The organism is Pseudomonas sp. DWP3-1-2 (assembly GCF_049896285.1).
GTDB lineage: Bacteria > Pseudomonadota > Gammaproteobacteria > Pseudomonadales > Pseudomonadaceae > Aquipseudomonas.
The window spans coordinates 428,643-444,654 of sequence record NZ_JAFCTZ010000001.1 but is presented as its reverse complement, the minus strand read 5'-3'; the positions used below and the strand labels follow the sequence as shown (position 1 = coordinate 444,654).

General features: G+C 57.3%; 20 protein-coding genes and 1 tRNA gene. 10 read left to right on the top strand and 11 right to left on the bottom strand.

Features of this window, described 5'->3' with window-relative positions:
• The first annotated feature begins 70 nt into the window (after positions 1-70).
• Complete coding sequence (locus ACP7B0_RS02160; protein ID WP_020292265.1) at positions 71-226, top strand: hypothetical protein; 156 nt, start codon at positions 71-73, stop codon at positions 224-226.
• A gap of 253 nt (positions 227-479) precedes the next feature.
• Here the strand turns inward: ACP7B0_RS02160 and ACP7B0_RS02155 are convergent, their stop codons facing one another.
• Positions 480-1,703 (bottom strand): MFS transporter, encoded by a 1,224-nt coding sequence (locus ACP7B0_RS02155; protein ID WP_426139278.1) that lies wholly within the window; start codon positions 1,701-1,703, stop codon positions 480-482.
• 69 nt (positions 1,704-1,772) lie between these two features.
• Here ACP7B0_RS02155 and ACP7B0_RS02150 point away from each other — a divergent pair, with 69 nt between their 5' ends.
• Positions 1,773-2,198: a helix-turn-helix domain-containing protein gene (locus tag ACP7B0_RS02150; RefSeq protein WP_426139277.1), complete on the top strand. Its 426-nt coding sequence runs from the start codon at positions 1,773-1,775 to the stop codon at positions 2,196-2,198.
• A 479-nt stretch (positions 2,199-2,677) separates the two neighbouring features.
• Here the strand turns inward: ACP7B0_RS02150 and ACP7B0_RS02145 are convergent.
• Positions 2,678-2,754 (bottom strand) — tRNA-Val (locus ACP7B0_RS02145).
• A gap of 185 nt (positions 2,755-2,939) precedes the next feature.
• Between ACP7B0_RS02145 and ACP7B0_RS02140 the strand changes: the two genes are divergently transcribed.
• Positions 2,940-4,223 (top strand): NAD(P)/FAD-dependent oxidoreductase, encoded by a 1,284-nt coding sequence (locus ACP7B0_RS02140; protein WP_426139276.1) that lies wholly within the window; start codon positions 2,940-2,942, stop codon positions 4,221-4,223.
• Between the two features lie 32 nt (positions 4,224-4,255).
• On the opposite strand, the gene ACP7B0_RS02135 is transcribed toward ACP7B0_RS02140, so the two are convergent.
• Positions 4,256-4,954 carry a peptidase C39 family protein gene (locus ACP7B0_RS02135; RefSeq protein WP_426139275.1) on the bottom strand — a complete coding sequence of 233 codons (699 nt, stop codon included), beginning with the start codon at positions 4,952-4,954 and terminating at the stop codon, positions 4,256-4,258.
• 219 nt (positions 4,955-5,173) lie between these two features.
• On the opposite strand from ACP7B0_RS02135, the gene ACP7B0_RS02130 reads away from it, so the two are divergent.
• Positions 5,174-5,344 (top strand): hypothetical protein, encoded by a 171-nt coding sequence (locus ACP7B0_RS02130; RefSeq protein WP_426139274.1) that lies wholly within the window; start codon positions 5,174-5,176, stop codon positions 5,342-5,344.
• Positions 5,345-5,406: 62 nt separating this feature from the next.
• On the opposite strand, the gene ACP7B0_RS02125 is transcribed toward ACP7B0_RS02130, so the two are convergent.
• On the bottom strand, positions 5,407-6,168 hold the full coding sequence (locus tag ACP7B0_RS02125) for a TerC family protein (RefSeq protein WP_426139273.1): 762 nt from the start codon (positions 6,166-6,168) through the stop codon (positions 5,407-5,409).
• A 30-nt stretch (positions 6,169-6,198) separates the two neighbouring features.
• Entirely contained in the window at positions 6,199-6,435 is a 237-nt protein-coding gene (locus ACP7B0_RS02120; protein ID WP_426139272.1) for a hypothetical protein, read from the bottom strand.
• Between the two features lie 130 nt (positions 6,436-6,565).
• On the opposite strand from ACP7B0_RS02120, the gene nhaR reads away from it, so the two are divergent.
• Complete coding sequence (nhaR, locus tag ACP7B0_RS02115; RefSeq protein WP_426139271.1) at positions 6,566-7,468, top strand: transcriptional activator NhaR; 903 nt, start codon at positions 6,566-6,568, stop codon at positions 7,466-7,468.
• A gap of 41 nt (positions 7,469-7,509) precedes the next feature.
• Here nhaR and ACP7B0_RS02110 read toward each other — a convergent pair whose 3' ends face one another.
• A complete protein-coding gene (locus ACP7B0_RS02110; RefSeq protein ID WP_426139270.1) occupies positions 7,510-8,019 on the bottom strand; it encodes a DUF1993 domain-containing protein in 510 nt (169 codons plus the stop codon).
• Between the two features lie 167 nt (positions 8,020-8,186).
• On the opposite strand from ACP7B0_RS02110, the gene ACP7B0_RS02105 reads away from it, so the two are divergent.
• Complete coding sequence (locus tag ACP7B0_RS02105) at positions 8,187-8,849, top strand: YceH family protein (protein ID WP_426139269.1); 663 nt, start codon at positions 8,187-8,189, stop codon at positions 8,847-8,849.
• 64 nt (positions 8,850-8,913) lie between these two features.
• Here the strand turns inward: ACP7B0_RS02105 and ACP7B0_RS02100 are convergent, their stop codons facing one another.
• Complete coding sequence (locus ACP7B0_RS02100) at positions 8,914-9,726, bottom strand: shikimate 5-dehydrogenase (RefSeq protein ID WP_426139268.1); 813 nt, start codon at positions 9,724-9,726, stop codon at positions 8,914-8,916.
• Positions 9,727-9,950: 224 nt separating this feature from the next.
• On the opposite strand from ACP7B0_RS02100, the gene ACP7B0_RS02095 reads away from it, so the two are divergent.
• The 3 genes from ACP7B0_RS02095 to ACP7B0_RS02085 all read left to right on the top strand — a co-directional run bounded on the left by ACP7B0_RS02095 (position 9,951) and on the right by ACP7B0_RS02085 (position 10,996).
• Positions 9,951-10,310, top strand: coding sequence for a hypothetical protein (locus tag ACP7B0_RS02095; protein WP_426139267.1), 360 nt, complete (start codon positions 9,951-9,953; stop codon positions 10,308-10,310).
• Positions 10,311-10,504: 194 nt separating this feature from the next.
• Positions 10,505-10,699: a hypothetical protein gene (locus ACP7B0_RS02090; RefSeq protein WP_426139266.1), complete on the top strand. Its 195-nt coding sequence runs from the start codon at positions 10,505-10,507 to the stop codon at positions 10,697-10,699.
• A gap of 114 nt (positions 10,700-10,813) precedes the next feature.
• Positions 10,814-10,996 (top strand): hypothetical protein, encoded by a 183-nt coding sequence (locus ACP7B0_RS02085; RefSeq protein ID WP_426139265.1) that lies wholly within the window; start codon positions 10,814-10,816, stop codon positions 10,994-10,996.
• Positions 10,997-11,096: 100 nt separating this feature from the next.
• Here ACP7B0_RS02085 and ACP7B0_RS02080 read toward each other — a convergent pair whose 3' ends face one another.
• Positions 11,097-11,657, bottom strand: a complete 561-nt coding sequence (locus ACP7B0_RS02080; protein ID WP_426139264.1) for a hypothetical protein — start codon at positions 11,655-11,657, stop codon at positions 11,097-11,099.
• Positions 11,658-11,921: 264 nt separating this feature from the next.
• On the opposite strand from ACP7B0_RS02080, the gene pbpG reads away from it, so the two are divergent.
• Positions 11,922-12,857: a D-alanyl-D-alanine endopeptidase gene (gene pbpG / locus ACP7B0_RS02075; protein ID WP_426139263.1), complete on the top strand. Its 936-nt coding sequence runs from the start codon at positions 11,922-11,924 to the stop codon at positions 12,855-12,857.
• Between the two features lie 91 nt (positions 12,858-12,948).
• Here the strand turns inward: pbpG and ACP7B0_RS02070 are convergent, their stop codons facing one another.
• The 3 genes from ACP7B0_RS02070 to ACP7B0_RS02060 form a co-directional block, all read right to left on the bottom strand.
• Positions 12,949-14,379, bottom strand: a complete 1,431-nt coding sequence (locus ACP7B0_RS02070; protein WP_426139262.1) for an NAD-dependent succinate-semialdehyde dehydrogenase — start codon at positions 14,377-14,379, stop codon at positions 12,949-12,951.
• A 110-nt stretch (positions 14,380-14,489) separates the two neighbouring features.
• Complete coding sequence (locus ACP7B0_RS02065; protein WP_426139261.1) at positions 14,490-14,723, bottom strand: hypothetical protein; 234 nt, start codon at positions 14,721-14,723, stop codon at positions 14,490-14,492.
• Between the two features lie 162 nt (positions 14,724-14,885).
• Entirely contained in the window at positions 14,886-15,770 is an 885-nt protein-coding gene (locus ACP7B0_RS02060; protein WP_426139260.1) for a DMT family transporter, read from the bottom strand.
• Positions 15,771-16,012: the final 242 nt, after the last annotated feature.

Sequence of the window (16,012 nt, the reverse complement as noted above, 5' to 3'; positions counted from 1 at the left end):
GCCCCGACGCTCACAGTCAGCGTATCGCGTCGATAGGCGTTTGAATCATCTGCCCAATCAAGGAATTCCCATGACAGACCCACGTAACGTCGCCCACGACAAAAAAGTACAGCAAGAGAAAAAGAACCACGGCGAAGAAATAGCGCCCAATGCGGAGCACGCACCCCAGCCAGGTATGAAGCCAGCACTCAAGCACGATGATGACGAGCAAGACGAGCAAGCTTGAGCCAGGCACTCACCTGACCTAGAGATTGCCGTTTGGCGGCGCTGGCTGAAGTCAGCAGCCGCTACGTCGCCGCCCCCTTTTCGTCAAGCTCAAGAACGAGATTGAGAACGTCGCGTGTGTAACGGCGAGCCGATCAAGCCGCAGCACCACCGATTCGTCGCCCGCGTTCAGAATGACATGATGGCTTCCAGCTCGGACCGCCCCTTTCGGAACGCTCCTGATCCTGATCCTGTTCCGCTAACAGCAATACTGGTTACGACCGCCTTACAAAAACATGGGTGGCGATCGCGACAGTTATCATTCCACCGGCGAGCAGGAAGGTGAGCTGCATGCCGCTGGCAATCGCCGCAGGAGCGGCATGGGCAAGCTCTTCCGTCCCGACGCCAAAGGCGAAGACCGTCCCCATGATGGATGCCCCCCCGATCAACCCAATGTTCCGCGACAGGCTGAGAAGTCCTGAGACCGTGCCGCGTCGGTCCGTTGAAACATCCGCCAGCGCGGCGGTGTTGTTGGCGGACTGAAAGAGCTGGTAGCCCGGCGTCAGGACGATGATTGAGAGTACATAGCCAACGACTCCGATCATGTTTGGCAAGAGCGCCAGAAGGAAGGCACCGACGGCCATGAGGACGAGCCCAATCGCCAGCACCCGGCTGCTTCCCCAAGCATCAACCAGTCGCCCCGAGGGAACGCCGCTGAAGACTGAGATCACCGGACCAATCGCCATGAGGAACCCCACCACTTGTTCCTTCAGACCGAGCCCGAGGCCGAGATAGAACGGGCCGACCACGAGCGTCGTCATCATGACGGCGGCGACCAGCAGGTTGACGAGAAGATTGGGAACAAGGCCCGTGTTCAGCACGGACCACAGACTTACTGAGAGTGCCTTCTCCTTACCGGTGTCGCTCGGCAACAAGGTGAAAGCCAGAAACAAGGCGATAGCCGCTAGCGGGAGCTGCACCCAGAAGATGCCGCGCCATCCCATTACCGGGATCAACAGCCCACCCAGCGAAGGACCGAGCGCCGTGCCCAGCGCCGAGACCGTGCCGAGCAGGCCCATGGCTCGCCCTACGCTCGCTTCGCTCGCCGTCTGACGCATCAGCGCCATGGAAAGCGTCATGAGGAAGGCCGCACCGATGCCCTGAAGTGCACGCGCACCGATCAGCGACCACAGGTTCGGCGCAAGACCGCCTGCCAGCGAGCCGATGAAGAACAGGCCAATGCCCGCGAGCAGCGCGGGTTTCAGTCCATGCTTGTCGCCGAGCCGACCGGCTATGACGACTGTGGTTGTCATCGCTGCAAGATAGGCGATGACGACCGCCTGCACCTCGACAAAGGGCGCGGAAAATGCCTCGGCCAGCGCCGGCAGTGCAATATTGGCGATACTGGTGCCGAGCGAGGCCAATAGCATCGCCAGAGCCAGCGTGATCGTAACCCCCGATTGTTTCCTCTCTTGTGTGAGTGTTTCAGCCTGTTGCATCGTCTTGTCCTCTTGCTCGAATGTCCGTTCAAGAGCATGCTGCCACTTCAAGTCGGCTTGAGGTCAAGCATGAAATTTCTGGATATCGGAGAGGTGGCGGCACAGAGCGGAATCAAACCCTCGGCGCTACGCTACTACGAGGAAGTGGGGCTGATTTGCTCGGTTTCACGGCACGGGTTGCGCCGGCAGTTTGCGCCCGAAGTCCTGTTGCAACTCAAGCTGATCACGATGGGTAAATTGGCAGGGTTCTCGCTTGAAGAGATCGCCGGGATGTTCGGCAGAAACGGCATGCCAGACCTTCCGCGCGCCGGGCTTCATCAAAAGGCCGACGAGATTGATCGGCATATCCGCGAATTGATCGCGCTCCGCGACACGCTCCGACACGTCGCCGAGTGCCCTGCGCCGTCACATATGGAATGCGCCACCTTCAAGCGGCTCCTGGAGGTCGCGGGAAAGCGGGGCGGCGTAAGGAAAAATATCACCGGCAGGCGATGATAGGCTTCGACCGAATCCGGGTCATTGGTCACGCCTAGGGCGCTCGAAATCAATGCGCCAACTGCGGCGCCAGCAGGGCCGCCGAGCAGCGTGCCAACCGTACCTGGATCAGTCCGCACCCCCGAAATGTCCAGCCGTCACCTGTCACTGGCGGTCCGTTGCCCATGAACGGCATCCCGCTGCTTGCCTGCTCGCACGGCAATGCCGATGGGTTCGGTGCCGCGCCTCATCAAGAAGTAACGTGTTCGGTTTCCCTTCGCCAGGCTGCGCTTGCTGTCAGTGCTGTTGGATGCCCGGTCGAACTGAGCGCTCAAGGCCACACGGAGAAGGATATTTTTATACGTCGATGTGAACGCCGACTTGGCGTTCTGAGGTGGGGGTTTTGCAAAGTTTTGCAAGTTCATCCGAAATTCAGACAACAAAAAAGGGCCCACCTTTCGGTGAGCCCTTCTAGACCGCCCAGCAGAGCGGATTTTGTTTGGTAGGCGCGATTGGACTCGAACCAACGACCCCCACCATGTCAAGGTGGTGCTCTAACCAACTGAGCTACGTGCCTGCTGTGGGTCGGCATTCTACGGATATCTGAATGTGTGTCAACACCTTTTTTCGCGCTAACCCTATGAATATGCGTATTTTTTACGTTTCGTCGTTTTCGCGTTTAATTTAGTACTGGCTGGTGCAGGATTTTGATCTCCGGTAGGATCGCGCAACTCGTAAAAAATATTAAACGGAGGTTAAAGGATGACGAACACTCCTTATCCGCAGTCTTATTACGCGGCATCGGCAAACCCCGCACCGCCTCGGCCGCAGTTGCAGGGCGACGTGGAAACGGACGTCTGTGTCATTGGCGCGGGCTACACGGGCCTGTCCAGTGCGCTGTTTCTACTGGAGCATGGCTTTCGGGTAACCGTGCTGGAAGCCGCAAAGGTCGGCTTCGGCGCATCGGGTCGTAATGGCGGACAGATCGTCAACAGTTACAGCCGGGATATCGATGTCATCGAGCGCACCGTCGCCCCCAGGCAAGCTCAGTTGCTGGGGCAGATGGCGTTCGAGGGCGCAACGATCATTCGTGATCGTGTTGCCCGATACAAGATCCAGTGCGACCTGAAGGACGGCGGTGTGTTCGCGGCGCTCACCCCCAAGCAGATGGGTCATCTTGAAGCGCAGAAACGGCTTTGGGAGCGTTATGGTCATACGCAGCTGGAGCTCATGGACAAAGCCCGCATTAGGGAAGTGGTAGCGTCCGACCAGTACATCGGCGGGATGCTCGACATGAGTGGTGGGCATATCCATCCGTTGAATCTTGCGCTGGGGGAAGCGGACGCCGTTGAGTCGCTGGGCGGCGCGATTTATGAGCAATCGGCGGCCGTTCGTATTGAGCGTGGCGCCAATCCCGTGGTGCATACCGCCGAAGGTAAGGTTCGAGCCAAGTTCATTATTGTCGCAGGCAATGCTTACTTGGGTAATCTCGTGCCTGAGTTAGCCGCCAAGTCCATGCCCTGCGGCACGCAGGTGATTACCACCGAACCCTTGAGTGACGAACTGGCCAGGACGCTGCTGCCCCAGGATTATTGCGTCGAGGACTGCAATTATCTGCTCGATTATTACCGTCTTTCTGCCGACAAACGCCTGATTTTTGGTGGTGGCGTCGTCTATGGTGCCCGGGACCCGGCCAACATCGAAGCGATCATTCGGCCCAAGATGCTTAAAGCGTTCCCACAGCTCAGGGAAGTGAAGATTGATTACGCCTGGACCGGAAACTTCCTGCTGACGCTATCCCGATTGCCTCAGGTCGGTCGGCTTGGCGACAACATCTATTATTCGCAGGGATGCAGCGGCCACGGCGTGACGTACACGCATTTGGCGGGCAAGGTGCTTGCCGAGGCCTTGCGAGGCCAGGCGGAACGCTACGACGCGTTTGCTGAACTGCCCCACTACCCTTTCCCCGGCGGAGAATTGATGCGCACTCCACTGACCGCGCTGGGGGCCTGGTACTACAGCCTGAGAGACAAGCTGGGTTTTTGACTGTTGGATAGCGGCGCCCTGGGGCGCCCGTTTCAATGGGTTGCCTGCCGCGCTTTCAATACCTTGATCGCCTCGCCGGCGGCCTGTTCCTGCCCTGCCTGAGCCAGTTGCTCCGCCGCCTTTGTCCAGCGCTGCTCGTTGAGAGCGGCAGGCAATTGGCGGGGACTTTGAATCAGCACTGCCCAGCTTCCTGCATTTTCCCAGGCCGACGTGAAGCTGCCGAAACTCATCATGAAGCGCCGGTTCATACCTGCGTGCAGCAACACTTTCTGCTTGATACGGTCATAGCCCACCATCACCGCGTAGCGCGGCTCCTTGAGAAACGTACCGTCGGAAAAACGCAGCATGACCGGGTAGCCGGCGGAAACTTGCGTCAGCAATGATTGCAAGCCGTCATCCAGCGGGTATACGAGAAAGCCGTATTCCCGGGCCAGTTTTGCCATGTTCTGTTCGAGTTGATCTTCTGCGCCTGGCAACTGGAGGGGCTTGTCGAGCAAACCCGGAGTGATCTGGACATGCTGATTGGCCAACATACTGGCCAGTGCGCCGGGGCCGCTCTGATACGCGTTGCCACGAAAGAACGGTACGTTATAAAGCTCAACCCGGTCCGGCAGTCGTTGAATTTCGGGGGTAACAGCTGAAGCACAGCCGGCCAGGGCCAGGATGAAGGTCATGGCTAACCCGACCCGTTTTCCGGCAACGACGGGCGATCGAAGGAATTCCAGCAACATGTTCACTCACTTCAACAGGCGTCGGCCACTTGCGGCCTGACTTGAACGCCGATCATAGGGCGACCCAGCGCGTGGGTATAGCCTCAATGCGCAGTCTGATCGCCTCGCTATGCCAAATCGGTCCTATGACCGCGACCATTGGTCAATTTACCGCAACAACCCCGGGGCTAGACTGTCGATGAGAAAGACTGGATAGAAAGGAAGGTCCGTGGAGGACTTATGAGCCTGGCAATGACAATCGTGATGCTGATTGCCGCATGGATAGCCGTTGCGACCGCGATGCTATGGGGGGTGATGCGAGTTTCTCGTCGCCATCATCACCGCGAGATCGATCCGGCCCCCACCAAGCCTGAAGAACCAAGCAAAGAACGGCCTGCTGCCGCCCACTGAATCTGGACAATAAAGGTCGGTGACGGTTATCACACCGCACCGACCTTTTGTTTGACGCTTACTTACAGCGCTTCAGACGCCTGAGCGGCTTCCCTTTTGAGCCTGGCTCTGCGCGACAGCATGTTCAGCCCCTCGATCAACGCTGAAAAGGTCATGGCTGCATACACATATCCTTTAGGCACATGTGCACCGAAGCCTTCGGCGATCAATGTCATGCCGATCATGATCAAGAACCCTAGTGCCAGCATCACCACGGTCGGGTTGTCATTGATGAACTTCGCCAGCGGGTCAGCGGCCACCAGCATAACGATTACCGCGCTGACCACAGCGATGATCATGATCGGCAAGTGTTCGGTCATGCCCACGGCCGTCACGATGCTGTCGATGGAAAACACCAGGTCCAGCATCAGGATCTGACCAATAGCGGCGGCCATACTCAGGGTCATGGTCGATTCGATTTTTTTCTCGGCTTCAGTCTTGATGTCCACGCTATGGTGGATCTCTGTCGTTGCCTTCCAGAGCAGGAAAAGACCACCAGCGATCAGAATCATGTCCTTCCAGGAGAACGTCTGGCCAAATACTTCGACGATCGGCTCTGTCAACTGGACGATATAGGCCACGGTGCTGAGCAGGCCCAGGCGCAGAACCAGCGCCATGCCGATACCCAACCTGCGGGCTTTTTGCTGCTGGTGCGCGGGCAGCTTGTTGGTAAGAATCGAAATGAAGATCAGGTTATCGATCCCGAGCACGACCTCCATGACCACAAGAGTGGCCAATGCAATCCATGCTGCCGGACTTGTCGCGAGTTCTAAAAGGTATTCCATAGTGATGCCCTGGTTCAGTTGATAACGAAATCAGATTTCTTGATCTGCTTTTTCTGTTTTGGGTGGGGACTCGGGATGCGCCATTGAGAGATCCTGCCTGGTTTCCTCGAGCGCTTGGGTTACGGCCTTATGTGTCTCGTCGACAGCCTGTTTAGCGGCGTCGGCTGCGGTGTTCAAGAGTTGTTTGGCGGATGTTTCGGCCTGATCACAGCCAGCTAATACAATTAACGTAAATGTGACAAGAGCGATACGCATTGGTTTGATCATGGATACCTCATCAAATGAGCCAAACGCTTTTGCTCGGTCCGGCGAAGGCCGCATTCTAGACAGCAGAACACTTCAGTAAAATTCGTATTTTCAAGGCGTATACTTCGGCCATACCGAATCGGGAAAGCTCATGTTCAATTATCGTCAGTTGCATTACTTCTGGGTGGTGGCCAAAACCGGCAGCATTGTTCGTGCATGCGATCAATTGAACCTGACCCCGCAAACCATCAGCGGGCAAATCAGCCTGTTGGAACAGAGCCTGGGCGTGGATTTGTTTCAACGTGTCGGCAGGCAACTGGAGCTGACAGAAGCCGGACGACTTGCCCTTCCCTACGCCGAACAAATGTTCCAGCTGGGTAATGAGCTGGAGGCGATGTTAAGGGCTCAGCCTCATGAGCAGCAGGTGCTGTTTCGGGTTGGCGTCGCCGATGTGGTGCCCAAATCCATCGTTTACCGACTCATTGCCCCCACCATGGAGCTGCAAGAGCCCATGCGCATCAGTTGCCGGGAGGACAAACTGGAACGGTTGCTGGCGGACCTGGCGATCCAGCGACTGGACCTGGTCATCTCCGACAGTCCCATGCCCTCGCATCTGGATATAAAGGGCTACAGCCAGAAACTGGGCGAGTGCGGGATCAGCTTTTTTGCCACGCCTGAGCTGGCCGAGCGTTACGGCAAAGACTTCCCTGCCGGGATGCAGGGCGCACCTTTACTGATTCCTGGACAGGAAACCGTGGTGCGCAGCAGGTTGATGCGCTGGTTTGCGGATCAAAATGTGCAACCGCGTATTATCGGAGAATTCGACGACAGCGCACTGATGAAAGCCTTCGGCAAGTCAGGCAGCGGGATCTTCATTGCACCCAGCGTCATCGCCGATGAGGTGCAGGCGCAGTACGGCGTTGTATTGCTGGGCCAGACCGATGCAGTGACCGAGTCGTTCTACGCCATTTCCGTAGAACGCAAGGTCAAGCATCCCGGCATTGTCGCCATCACTGAAAGTGCGCGACACAAGCTGTTTACCGACACGGTCTAGACCCGGCGCTGGCGGATCAGTAACTCAATGCACGACGCAGCTTAAACCGCGCCCATGTAGTCACGTTTACCGATGGCGACGCCGTTGTGACGCAGCAAGTCGTAGGCGGTGGTCACGTGGAAGAAAAACTGCGGAAGGCTGTAGCTCAGCAAATAGGTCTGACCGGTAAAGCGCTTTTCTTTCGGCGTGCCCGGACGAAGAATGATTTCAATCCCTTCATTACCGTCAATCTGCTCGGGCTTGATGGTTCCGATAAATGCCAGGGTCTTGGATAGCAAGGCTTGTAACTCGGCGAATGAAGTTTCCGTGTCGTCGTATTGCGGCATTTCCACACACGCCAGACGTGCAGAAGCACCCTTAGCGAAGTCGACCGCGATTTGTACCTGACGGGTGAAGTTAAGCATGTCTGGAAACAGGCGCGCCTGCAGCAGCGCTTCTGGCTGAATGTTTTTCTCTGTGGCGTGGGCTTCAGCCTTAACCAGGATCTCGCTCAGTGCCTTGAGCATTTGCTGGAACACCGGGACGGAGGCGGAATACAAAGAAATAGTCATGGTAAATCCTGAATGGGAGGTGAGGGATTATAGACACGCCTACCCCGCGACGCAGCGGGTCTTTACTGCCTTGATCGGCGAAAACAGGCAGGCAGTGTTTTTGGAAGCTGGAAAATATCGGTCACACAGCCTAGGCTGATCCCCCGCCATCGCCTATGGAAAGCGCCATGTCTATCGAACAGTCTCCGACGTCGTCTTCTGATGTGACCGAGTCACTCCACCTGAGCAGTACGGAGCTGCGCATTCTGGGTTGCCTGATCGAGAAGCAGGCAACGAGCCCGGAAACCTATCCACTGACCCTCAACGCCCTGGTGACCGCCTGCAATCAGAAAACCAGCCGTGACCCGGTGATGAACCTGACGCCGGGTCAGGTCGGGCAAAGCCTGCGCGCGCTCGAAGGCCGTCGTTTGACGCGACTGGTGATGGGCAGCCGTGCTGATCGCTGGGAGCACAAGGTCGACAAGGCGCTGGAGTTGGTCCCCGCGCAAGTCATTCTGACCGGGCTGTTGCTATTGCGCGGCCCACAGACGGTCAACGAGTTGCTCACCCGCAGCAACCGAATGCATGACTTCGAAGACAGCGAGCAAGTGGTTCACCAACTGGAACGGCTGATTGCACGCGGCATGGCCATGTTGGTGCCACGCCAGTCCGGGCAGCGGGAAGACCGCTACATGCATCGCCTGGGGCATCCCGACGAGCTTCAGGAAATACTCGCCAATCGACAGCACGCGCCAGAGCGCAGCACCGGCCACTCACCCTCCACCGAACGCCTGGATGAGCTGGAAGCGCGCATAGCAGCCCTTGAGGAGCGCCTGGCAAAACTTGAGTAGCCTGTAGCCCGCCAGAACGCCCTACCCTGTTTTCCCGGTCCGGAAACAGGGCTGAAAGGGGTTGTCAGCCACGGGCAAACGCCGCAGCCCGCTCAAACTGCTCAGGGGTCGGGCGCACTCCGGTGTACAGCACGAACTGCTCCAGCGCCTGGATGGCGGCCACCTCATCGCCGCTGATAATGCGCTTGTGCTGACGCCGCGCGGCCTGGATCAAGGGCGTGTCCGACGGTGTAGCCACCACATCAAAAACAGTCTCTGCAGCTTCGATAGCCTGCTCGCTGAACGACAGTTCGTCAGACTGCGCGCCCGTCATGCCCAGCGGCGTGACATTGACCAGCAACCGCGGGCGCTCGACCCCCAATTCCGATTGCCAGCGCAAGCCGCAGCTATCGGCCAGGGCGCGCCCGGTATTTTCGTTACGGGCCACGATCACCCCTTCGGTGAAGCCAGCATCGCGCATTGCACAGGCAACCGCCTTGGCCATGCCGCCGCTGCCCCGCAGGGCAAACTCGGTACGCGGCACACCTCGACTTTCCAGCAGCTGTGCCACTGCGATGTAGTCGGTGTTGTACGCTTTCAGATGGCCGTTTGTATTGACGATGGTGTTCACCGACTGGATGGCGCTTGCAGAAGCCTCCATCTCGTCCACCCATTCAATGCAAGCCTCCTTGAACGGCATGGACACCCCGCAGCCTCGAATGCCAAGCGCACGAATGGCTCCGATTGCAGCAGGCAGATCATCGGTCGTAAACGTCTTGTAGTAGAAGTTGAGGCCGAGTTGCTCATACAAGTGATTGTGAAAACGCACACCGAAGTTACCGGGGCGGCCGGCAAGTGACATACACAGCAGTGTTTCCTTGTTGGGGGTAACGGACATTTTTTCTCCTCAACGGTATTGGATAATCCCTGTTGGGCAAGCGTACTATTCACATTGTGTGATGTAAGTGAATCCGGCGTGTTGAAACAGGCCGGATACCTTACACAAAATTTACGCAATGGCTTCGCAGATTTACCTGAAACCGCTGTCTTAGAATTATCCCGTGGCAGTGCTTGAGAACAACGCAAGCTCGCGACAACGGGGTTGAAAAACGAGGAACAGTCATGATTCGTCAAATCCCCAAGGTTGCCTTGTTACTAGGTGCCCTAGCCCTTGCAGGCCAGGCCAACGCCCATGGCGGCGATGGCTGGGGTGGCCCTGCAGTGTTTGGTGCCATTGTTGGCGCTGCAGTAGTGGGTGCTGTGGTTTCGTCCGGCCATGACCGAACCGTCTATGTTGAGCCGTCTCAACCTGTTTATGTTCAACAGCCGGTTTACGTCCAGGCACCTCCGCCGCCGGTTTATTACGAGCCGGGCTATCAGGTGATCGTGCCACCGCCCGTTTACTACCGACCACGCCATTATGGCCCACCGCCGGGCTATTATGGCCCACCCCGTGGCTACTATGATCGCGGTCGTTGGTAACAGCCGACCTCCAGCCCCGCCTCCTTGGCGGGGTTGTTGTTTATCAACCTCAGGGAAGACAGTTCGACTGCAGATATTGACAGGGCACTTCACAGGACACTGATTGAACTCGGAATCGGCCATTATCAGCGTGCAGTGACTCAGCGGGCACGCCATCCGCACTTTCGAATCACATAAAAACAAGGAATGCGTCTATGCCGACACATCACCCTCACCGGGTCGCCGGGCTTTGCACCTCTAACAAGGTTTACAGCGCCCTGACTGAACTGAAGAGCCTTGAAGGGCATCGCACCGCGAAGTTTCTGGCCCTTCTGGCACAAAGTCTGGTTGAAAAAGGTCTGCTGTCCGATCAGGAAGTGGTGGCCATGCTTGATCAGGTCGTCGAGTGACATCCCTGAGCTGGTAGGTCTGCGTAGTTATCGTCAATGTCGACTATCGAGAGCAATGATTTTTGCATCGAACCCTGGAGTCTTAAAGTAGCGGCATAGATTGAGGAGGCAGTTATGGTCAAGGTTCAAATCATGTCAGTCGTGGGCAGCGCGGTTCCGGCCAGCCTCAGAGCGCGCGGCCTGCTGGCGTGCTGGTATCTGATGCACAACGGCGAACCCGTTAGCGGGCCGCTGGCCTCATTGACCGTGGCACAGGCGCTGTCCGAAAAAATAGACGGTGCCCAACTCAACGGATAGCTCCGCTTACTGGTTCTTACCACCGATAAATCGCACGTTACTCCAGACAACCTCTTGCCCGCGCCCTTCCCCGCTGCGGGCTTTTTTGCCAGAGCAGCGTTCAGGTGCGCTCGGCCATGGCAGCGTTTACCTGACACCGATGCGCCAGCTTTTGCAGGCGTTTCTCGAGCCCCATGAAAACGACCCGATCCGCTCGGCCGCTCTCAAGCTCATCGATCAGGTCATTGGCCACTTGCCGCAGTTCGTAGGCGATGACGACCCGATCGTCGTTCAAGTCCTGTTTATGCGATTCAAAAAGACGATGCAGGTAATCCTGCAAGGTGTTCTGCAGGCGGTGCCGGTCCGAGGCGCGCAAATGGCTGAGGCTTACACTGGTCTTGGCGAGCAGTTCGCTGAGTTCGCCGCAGAAGTATTGAATACGACGGGCGTAACCGGTCTCACGCTCACGCAACTGCTGACGCAGCATTGCAGCTTCTTGCTTGCGCTGAATGGCAGGTACAGACACCGCGACCATCATCCCGACAATCAGCCCGGTTGCCTGCATCCAGCCCGCCCAATCGGCAGGCCTGGAAAAAAACCCCAGGCTTGACAGGATTACAGCGACGGCACCGGCGACTATCACCAATACAACGTAATCCCTACTGATAAATCCCTTGAGCATTGCGTGCCTCCTTCAGCCTGCATAGACAACTATCGATGGCATGGGATGCTAATCGTTGCGCGCTTTAGGCACCACGACTATCGCGTATCAAACTTCACTTTTAAGGGTATTTCCTGCCAAATACTGAACATTACCTGTCGCCTTACTTTTATTAGTGAAACGCCCTACAGCCCCCATCGACACTGACGAAGCGTCCTCCTAGAATGAAGCGTTGTTTAGAACTCCGTGCGCTATCGTGCATTCCATTCCTAGTGAGCATTTCGTTTGAAAATTACTCTTCCTCTTCTCGGCCTATTGTTTGTCCTTACAGGCCCGGCACTCGCGATCAGTGCCCAGGCGAATGAACCCGCCGCGATTTCACGCGACCCCTCCCAACTGCATCTTGCCTCCGGCAGCGCGATGGTCGTGGATTTGCAAACCAACAAAGTGCTGTACGCCAGTAATCCGGACGTGATTGTGCCCATCGCTTCGGTGACCAAACTCATGACGGCGATGGTCGTACTCGACGCAAAACAACCCATGAATGAAGTTATACCGGTCAACATCTCGCAAACGCCGGAAATGAAGGGCGTATTTTCCAGGGTCAAGCTCGGCAGCGAACTGCCCCGCAAAGAGATGCTTTTGATCACCCTGATGTCGTCGGAAAACCGCGCTGCTGCGAGCCTGGCCCACAGCTATCCCGGTGGTTACGCGGCGTTTATCCAGGCGATGAACGCCAAAGCCAAGGCGCTTGGCATGAAACACACGGTCTATGTCGAACCTACCGGTTTGTCTGTCTACAACGTATCCACCGCTCGTGACCTCACCACACTGGTTCTCGCCGCACGAAAATACCCGATGTTGAGCGAATTAAGCACCACGCCGGAGAAAACCGTCACTTTCCGCAAACCTACGTACAGCCTGGGCTTCAGCAATACCGACCACCTCGTGCGCAAGTCCGGCTGGGACATCAAGTTGACCAAGACCGGTTTCACCAATCAGGCGGGACACTGCCTGGTGTTGCTCACCAGCATGGCCAACCGCCCCGTGTCGGTAGTGATCCTCGATGCGTTCGGCAAATACACCCACTTCGCCGATGCCAGCCGTTTGCGTCGCTGGATGGAAACAGGCAAAAGCGGCCCGGCCCCGGAAGTTGCCTTGCAATATAAAAAGGAGAAAAACCTGATCATGAAACAGAATGGCTTGCAGGCGAAGGAATAACCCCTGCACTGCTCTTCATGATCCCTGGTTGACGTCGCCGGACTGCGAGATCCGTGAAGGTCTCGCCGTCCGCGACAGCGTGATACCCGTGCTAGTTAAACTGCGTCACCAGCTTGGTATTGAGGTAAGCCTCGATGGCTTCAGTGCCGCCTTCCGAGCCATAGCCTGAATCCTTGATCCCGCCGAACGGAATCTCCGGCAAGCCGATGCCCAAGTGGTTGATCGACAACATGCCCGCTTCGATATAAGTGCTCAGTGCATTTGCCGTTTTCATTGACGTCGTGAACGCATAGGACGCAAGCCCGAATGGCACGCGATTGGCTTCTTCCAACGCTTCTTCAAGACTGTCGAAAGGCACCAGTAGAGCAACCGGCCCGAAGGGTTCTTCGTTCATGATGCGCATTTCGCGGGTCAAGCCACTGAGTACCGTCGGTTCGAAAAAATAACCCGGCCCTTCGATAGCCCGCCCACCGGTGTGCACCAACGCCCCTGCCGCCGTCGCGTCGTCTACCAGAGCCGACAAGGCCGGGATACGTCGATCATTGGCAACCGGGCCCATGGTCGTTGCGGCATCAAGCCCGTTACCGACTTTGATTTCACGGATCAGACCGACAAATCGCTCGGTGAAAGCGTCGAACACCCCACGCTGCACAAGGATGCGCGTGGGTGAAACACATACCTGGCCTGCATTGCGAAACTTCGAGGAGGTCAGTGCCCGCGCCGCCAGATCAAGATCAGCATCATCAAACACCAGCGCCGGGGCATGGCCACCCAACTCCATCGTGGCGCGCTTCATGTGCTGCCCGGCCAAGGCTGCCAATTGCTTGCCCACGGGTGTCGAGCCGGTAAACGTGACTTTACGGATCACTGGATGGGGGATCAGATAGCTGGAAACCTGCGCGGGATCTCCGTAAACCAGACCGATGACACCGGCAGGCACGCCCGCATCGGCAAAGGCGCGAATCAATTCAGCAGGTGAGGCCGGGGTTTCTTCCGGAGCCTTGATGATGATCGAACAGCCCGCAGCCAGTGCCGAGGAAAGCTTGCGCACCACCTGGTTGATCGGGAAGTTCCAGGGCGTAAATGCGGCGACTGGCCCAACAGGCTCCTTAATGACCTTTTGTTCGATTCCCGCACCCCGAGACGGAACGATGCGCCCGTAGCTGCGGCGCCCCTCCTCGGCGAGCCACTCAATGACATCGGCGGCGGCCAGGGTTTCAGTACGCGCTTCAGCCAGTGGCTTGCCTTGCTCCTGCGTCAGCATGGGCGCGATAGCGTCGACGCGTTCGCGCAGCAACTGCGCCGCTTTTTGCATGATTTTGTAGCGATCGAATGCAGAAGTCCGACGCCACACCGCAAAACCCCGCTCTGCAGCGCCCAGCGCTTCGTCGAGATCGGTAATGCCTGCATGGGCCACGGTTCCCAGCGTCTGACCGGTAGCCGGGTCGATGACTGGCAGGGTTCGACCATCACGGCTGGCCCGCCACTGACCGTCGATAAAGAGATGGACATCAGGATACATAGACATTCTCCAACGGCATTCGAGTAGGAAACGAATTTATGGGGGCATACGCCTGAGGATCAAGGCTGATCGCTCGATCAGTGTCCATCGGCGCTGACCGGTCCTGCTGATCAGCCAGTCAGCTCCGCTTCGCGCTGAGTGGCAGCATCATCGAACTCCACGTAAAGACGTTCGGCGACCTGGCTTTTGATCACCTTGGCGGTCTCCAGCCCGAGCACAAAACCTTCAGCCTTGCCGCCCGCCCGATTCAACTCGCTGACGGAACCCGCCTGAGTAATGGCTTCAAACAGTTTTTCAGCATGGGGGCCGGCTCCTTTAGGGAGGGATATCTGATCAATGTTCATGCATGAATTCCTGGGTTGAAAAAAAAGAAAACAGACCGCGCCAGGCGAAACGAGACAGAACACCCACAAAACCGACGCGGCAAAAGGGGTACACATGGTAAACCCGTCAGCAGAACCCAGGGGCAGCAATTGCATTGCAATAATGAATGCCGCCGGCCTGAATCAACCCTTGCGACGCTGCTGCCAGGCGGCGGCCAGACCACTGAGGCAAATGACGGTAATACCGAACTGAGCCGTCAGTGACGGCGCATGATCAAACACCAGATAGCCCAGCAGACCTGCGAACACGATCTGGCAATAGCTGAAGGGGGCAAGCATTGCGGGCGCTGCGAAGCGATACGCTTGCGTCAGCAGCAAGTGCGCAACCATGCCACAGGTGCCCAGCGCCAGCATCAACGGCAGATGCTTGAGCTGCGGCGTTTGCCAGAACACCGGCACCAAGGCCGTCATGACCAGCGTGTTGAACAAGCCCGCAAAGAAATTACTGGTGGTAGGGCTGTCATGAGCACTCACCATGCGTGTCAGCAGCTGATAGAAGGCAAAACACAACGCTGAACACAGCGGCAACAGGCTGGCGGGCGTAAACAGCTCACCACCGGGGTGAACGATGATCAGCACACCTACGAAACCGACCAGCACTGCTGCCCATTGCTTGCGAGTCACATGCTCCCCCAGCAACGGCACGGACAGCGCCGTGATCAGCAAGGGCGCCAGGAAGTTTACGGCGGTGGCCTCAGCCAGCGGAATGAACATCAACCCGGTCGTGAAAAACAGACTGGTGCCCAACAGGCACAGTGCGCGCATGACTTGCAGTTTAGGGCGCTTGGTACGCAATACCCGCAGCCCCGCCGAGGGCATGAAAATGCAGGCCATCAACAGGGTATGCACCACATAGCGCACCCAAACCACCATGACGATGGGATAAAAACCTGACAGGTACTTGGACAGCGTGTCATGGGTAGAAAAGAGAAGCGTCGCCAGAACAATAAGGGCGATACCCTTGAGTGGCTGATTGACGCCGGACAGTGGCGTGCTGGCAGTGCTCATGGAATTTCCTTGGCGAGGCAGAAAACAGGCACGTGAATGTATGCCGATGTGGCAACGTGCCCGCCGTCCCTGAGTGATGGATACCGCAAGAATATAGAACCGTCTCCCGTTGTCCAAACAAAGCCGGATAAATCAACGACATTAATGACCCGGCAGTCTGCAAACGACGCTCAGGTCCGGCGCGAATCGGGTTTCCTCGACTTCGAGGGCGTCCTGCATGCTTCCGGCTGCCCCCGACGCCG

Coding starts and splice junctions, on each gene's coding strand:
- ACP7B0_RS02160 (WP_020292265.1), top strand. CDS start 71: ATGACAGACCCACGTAACGTCGCCCACGACAAAAAAGTACAGCAAGAG.
- ACP7B0_RS02155 (WP_426139278.1), bottom strand. CDS start 1,703: ATGCAACAGGCTGAAACACTCACACAAGAGAGGAAACAATCGGGGGTT.
- ACP7B0_RS02150 (WP_426139277.1), top strand. CDS start 1,773: ATGAAATTTCTGGATATCGGAGAGGTGGCGGCACAGAGCGGAATCAAA.
- ACP7B0_RS02140 (WP_426139276.1), top strand. CDS start 2,940: ATGACGAACACTCCTTATCCGCAGTCTTATTACGCGGCATCGGCAAAC.
- ACP7B0_RS02135 (WP_426139275.1), bottom strand. CDS start 4,954: ATGTTGCTGGAATTCCTTCGATCGCCCGTCGTTGCCGGAAAACGGGTC.
- ACP7B0_RS02130 (WP_426139274.1), top strand. CDS start 5,174: ATGAGCCTGGCAATGACAATCGTGATGCTGATTGCCGCATGGATAGCC.
- ACP7B0_RS02125 (WP_426139273.1), bottom strand. CDS start 6,168: ATGGAATACCTTTTAGAACTCGCGACAAGTCCGGCAGCATGGATTGCA.
- ACP7B0_RS02120 (WP_426139272.1), bottom strand. CDS start 6,435: ATGATCAAACCAATGCGTATCGCTCTTGTCACATTTACGTTAATTGTA.
- nhaR (WP_426139271.1), top strand. CDS start 6,566: ATGTTCAATTATCGTCAGTTGCATTACTTCTGGGTGGTGGCCAAAACC.
- ACP7B0_RS02110 (WP_426139270.1), bottom strand. CDS start 8,019: ATGACTATTTCTTTGTATTCCGCCTCCGTCCCGGTGTTCCAGCAAATG.
- ACP7B0_RS02105 (WP_426139269.1), top strand. CDS start 8,187: ATGTCTATCGAACAGTCTCCGACGTCGTCTTCTGATGTGACCGAGTCA.
- ACP7B0_RS02100 (WP_426139268.1), bottom strand. CDS start 9,726: ATGTCCGTTACCCCCAACAAGGAAACACTGCTGTGTATGTCACTTGCC.
- ACP7B0_RS02095 (WP_426139267.1), top strand. CDS start 9,951: ATGATTCGTCAAATCCCCAAGGTTGCCTTGTTACTAGGTGCCCTAGCC.
- ACP7B0_RS02090 (WP_426139266.1), top strand. CDS start 10,505: ATGCCGACACATCACCCTCACCGGGTCGCCGGGCTTTGCACCTCTAAC.
- ACP7B0_RS02085 (WP_426139265.1), top strand. CDS start 10,814: ATGGTCAAGGTTCAAATCATGTCAGTCGTGGGCAGCGCGGTTCCGGCC.
- ACP7B0_RS02080 (WP_426139264.1), bottom strand. CDS start 11,657: ATGCTCAAGGGATTTATCAGTAGGGATTACGTTGTATTGGTGATAGTC.
- ACP7B0_RS02070 (WP_426139262.1), bottom strand. CDS start 14,379: ATGTATCCTGATGTCCATCTCTTTATCGACGGTCAGTGGCGGGCCAGC.
- ACP7B0_RS02065 (WP_426139261.1), bottom strand. CDS start 14,723: ATGAACATTGATCAGATATCCCTCCCTAAAGGAGCCGGCCCCCATGCT.
- ACP7B0_RS02060 (WP_426139260.1), bottom strand. CDS start 15,770: ATGAGCACTGCCAGCACGCCACTGTCCGGCGTCAATCAGCCACTCAAG.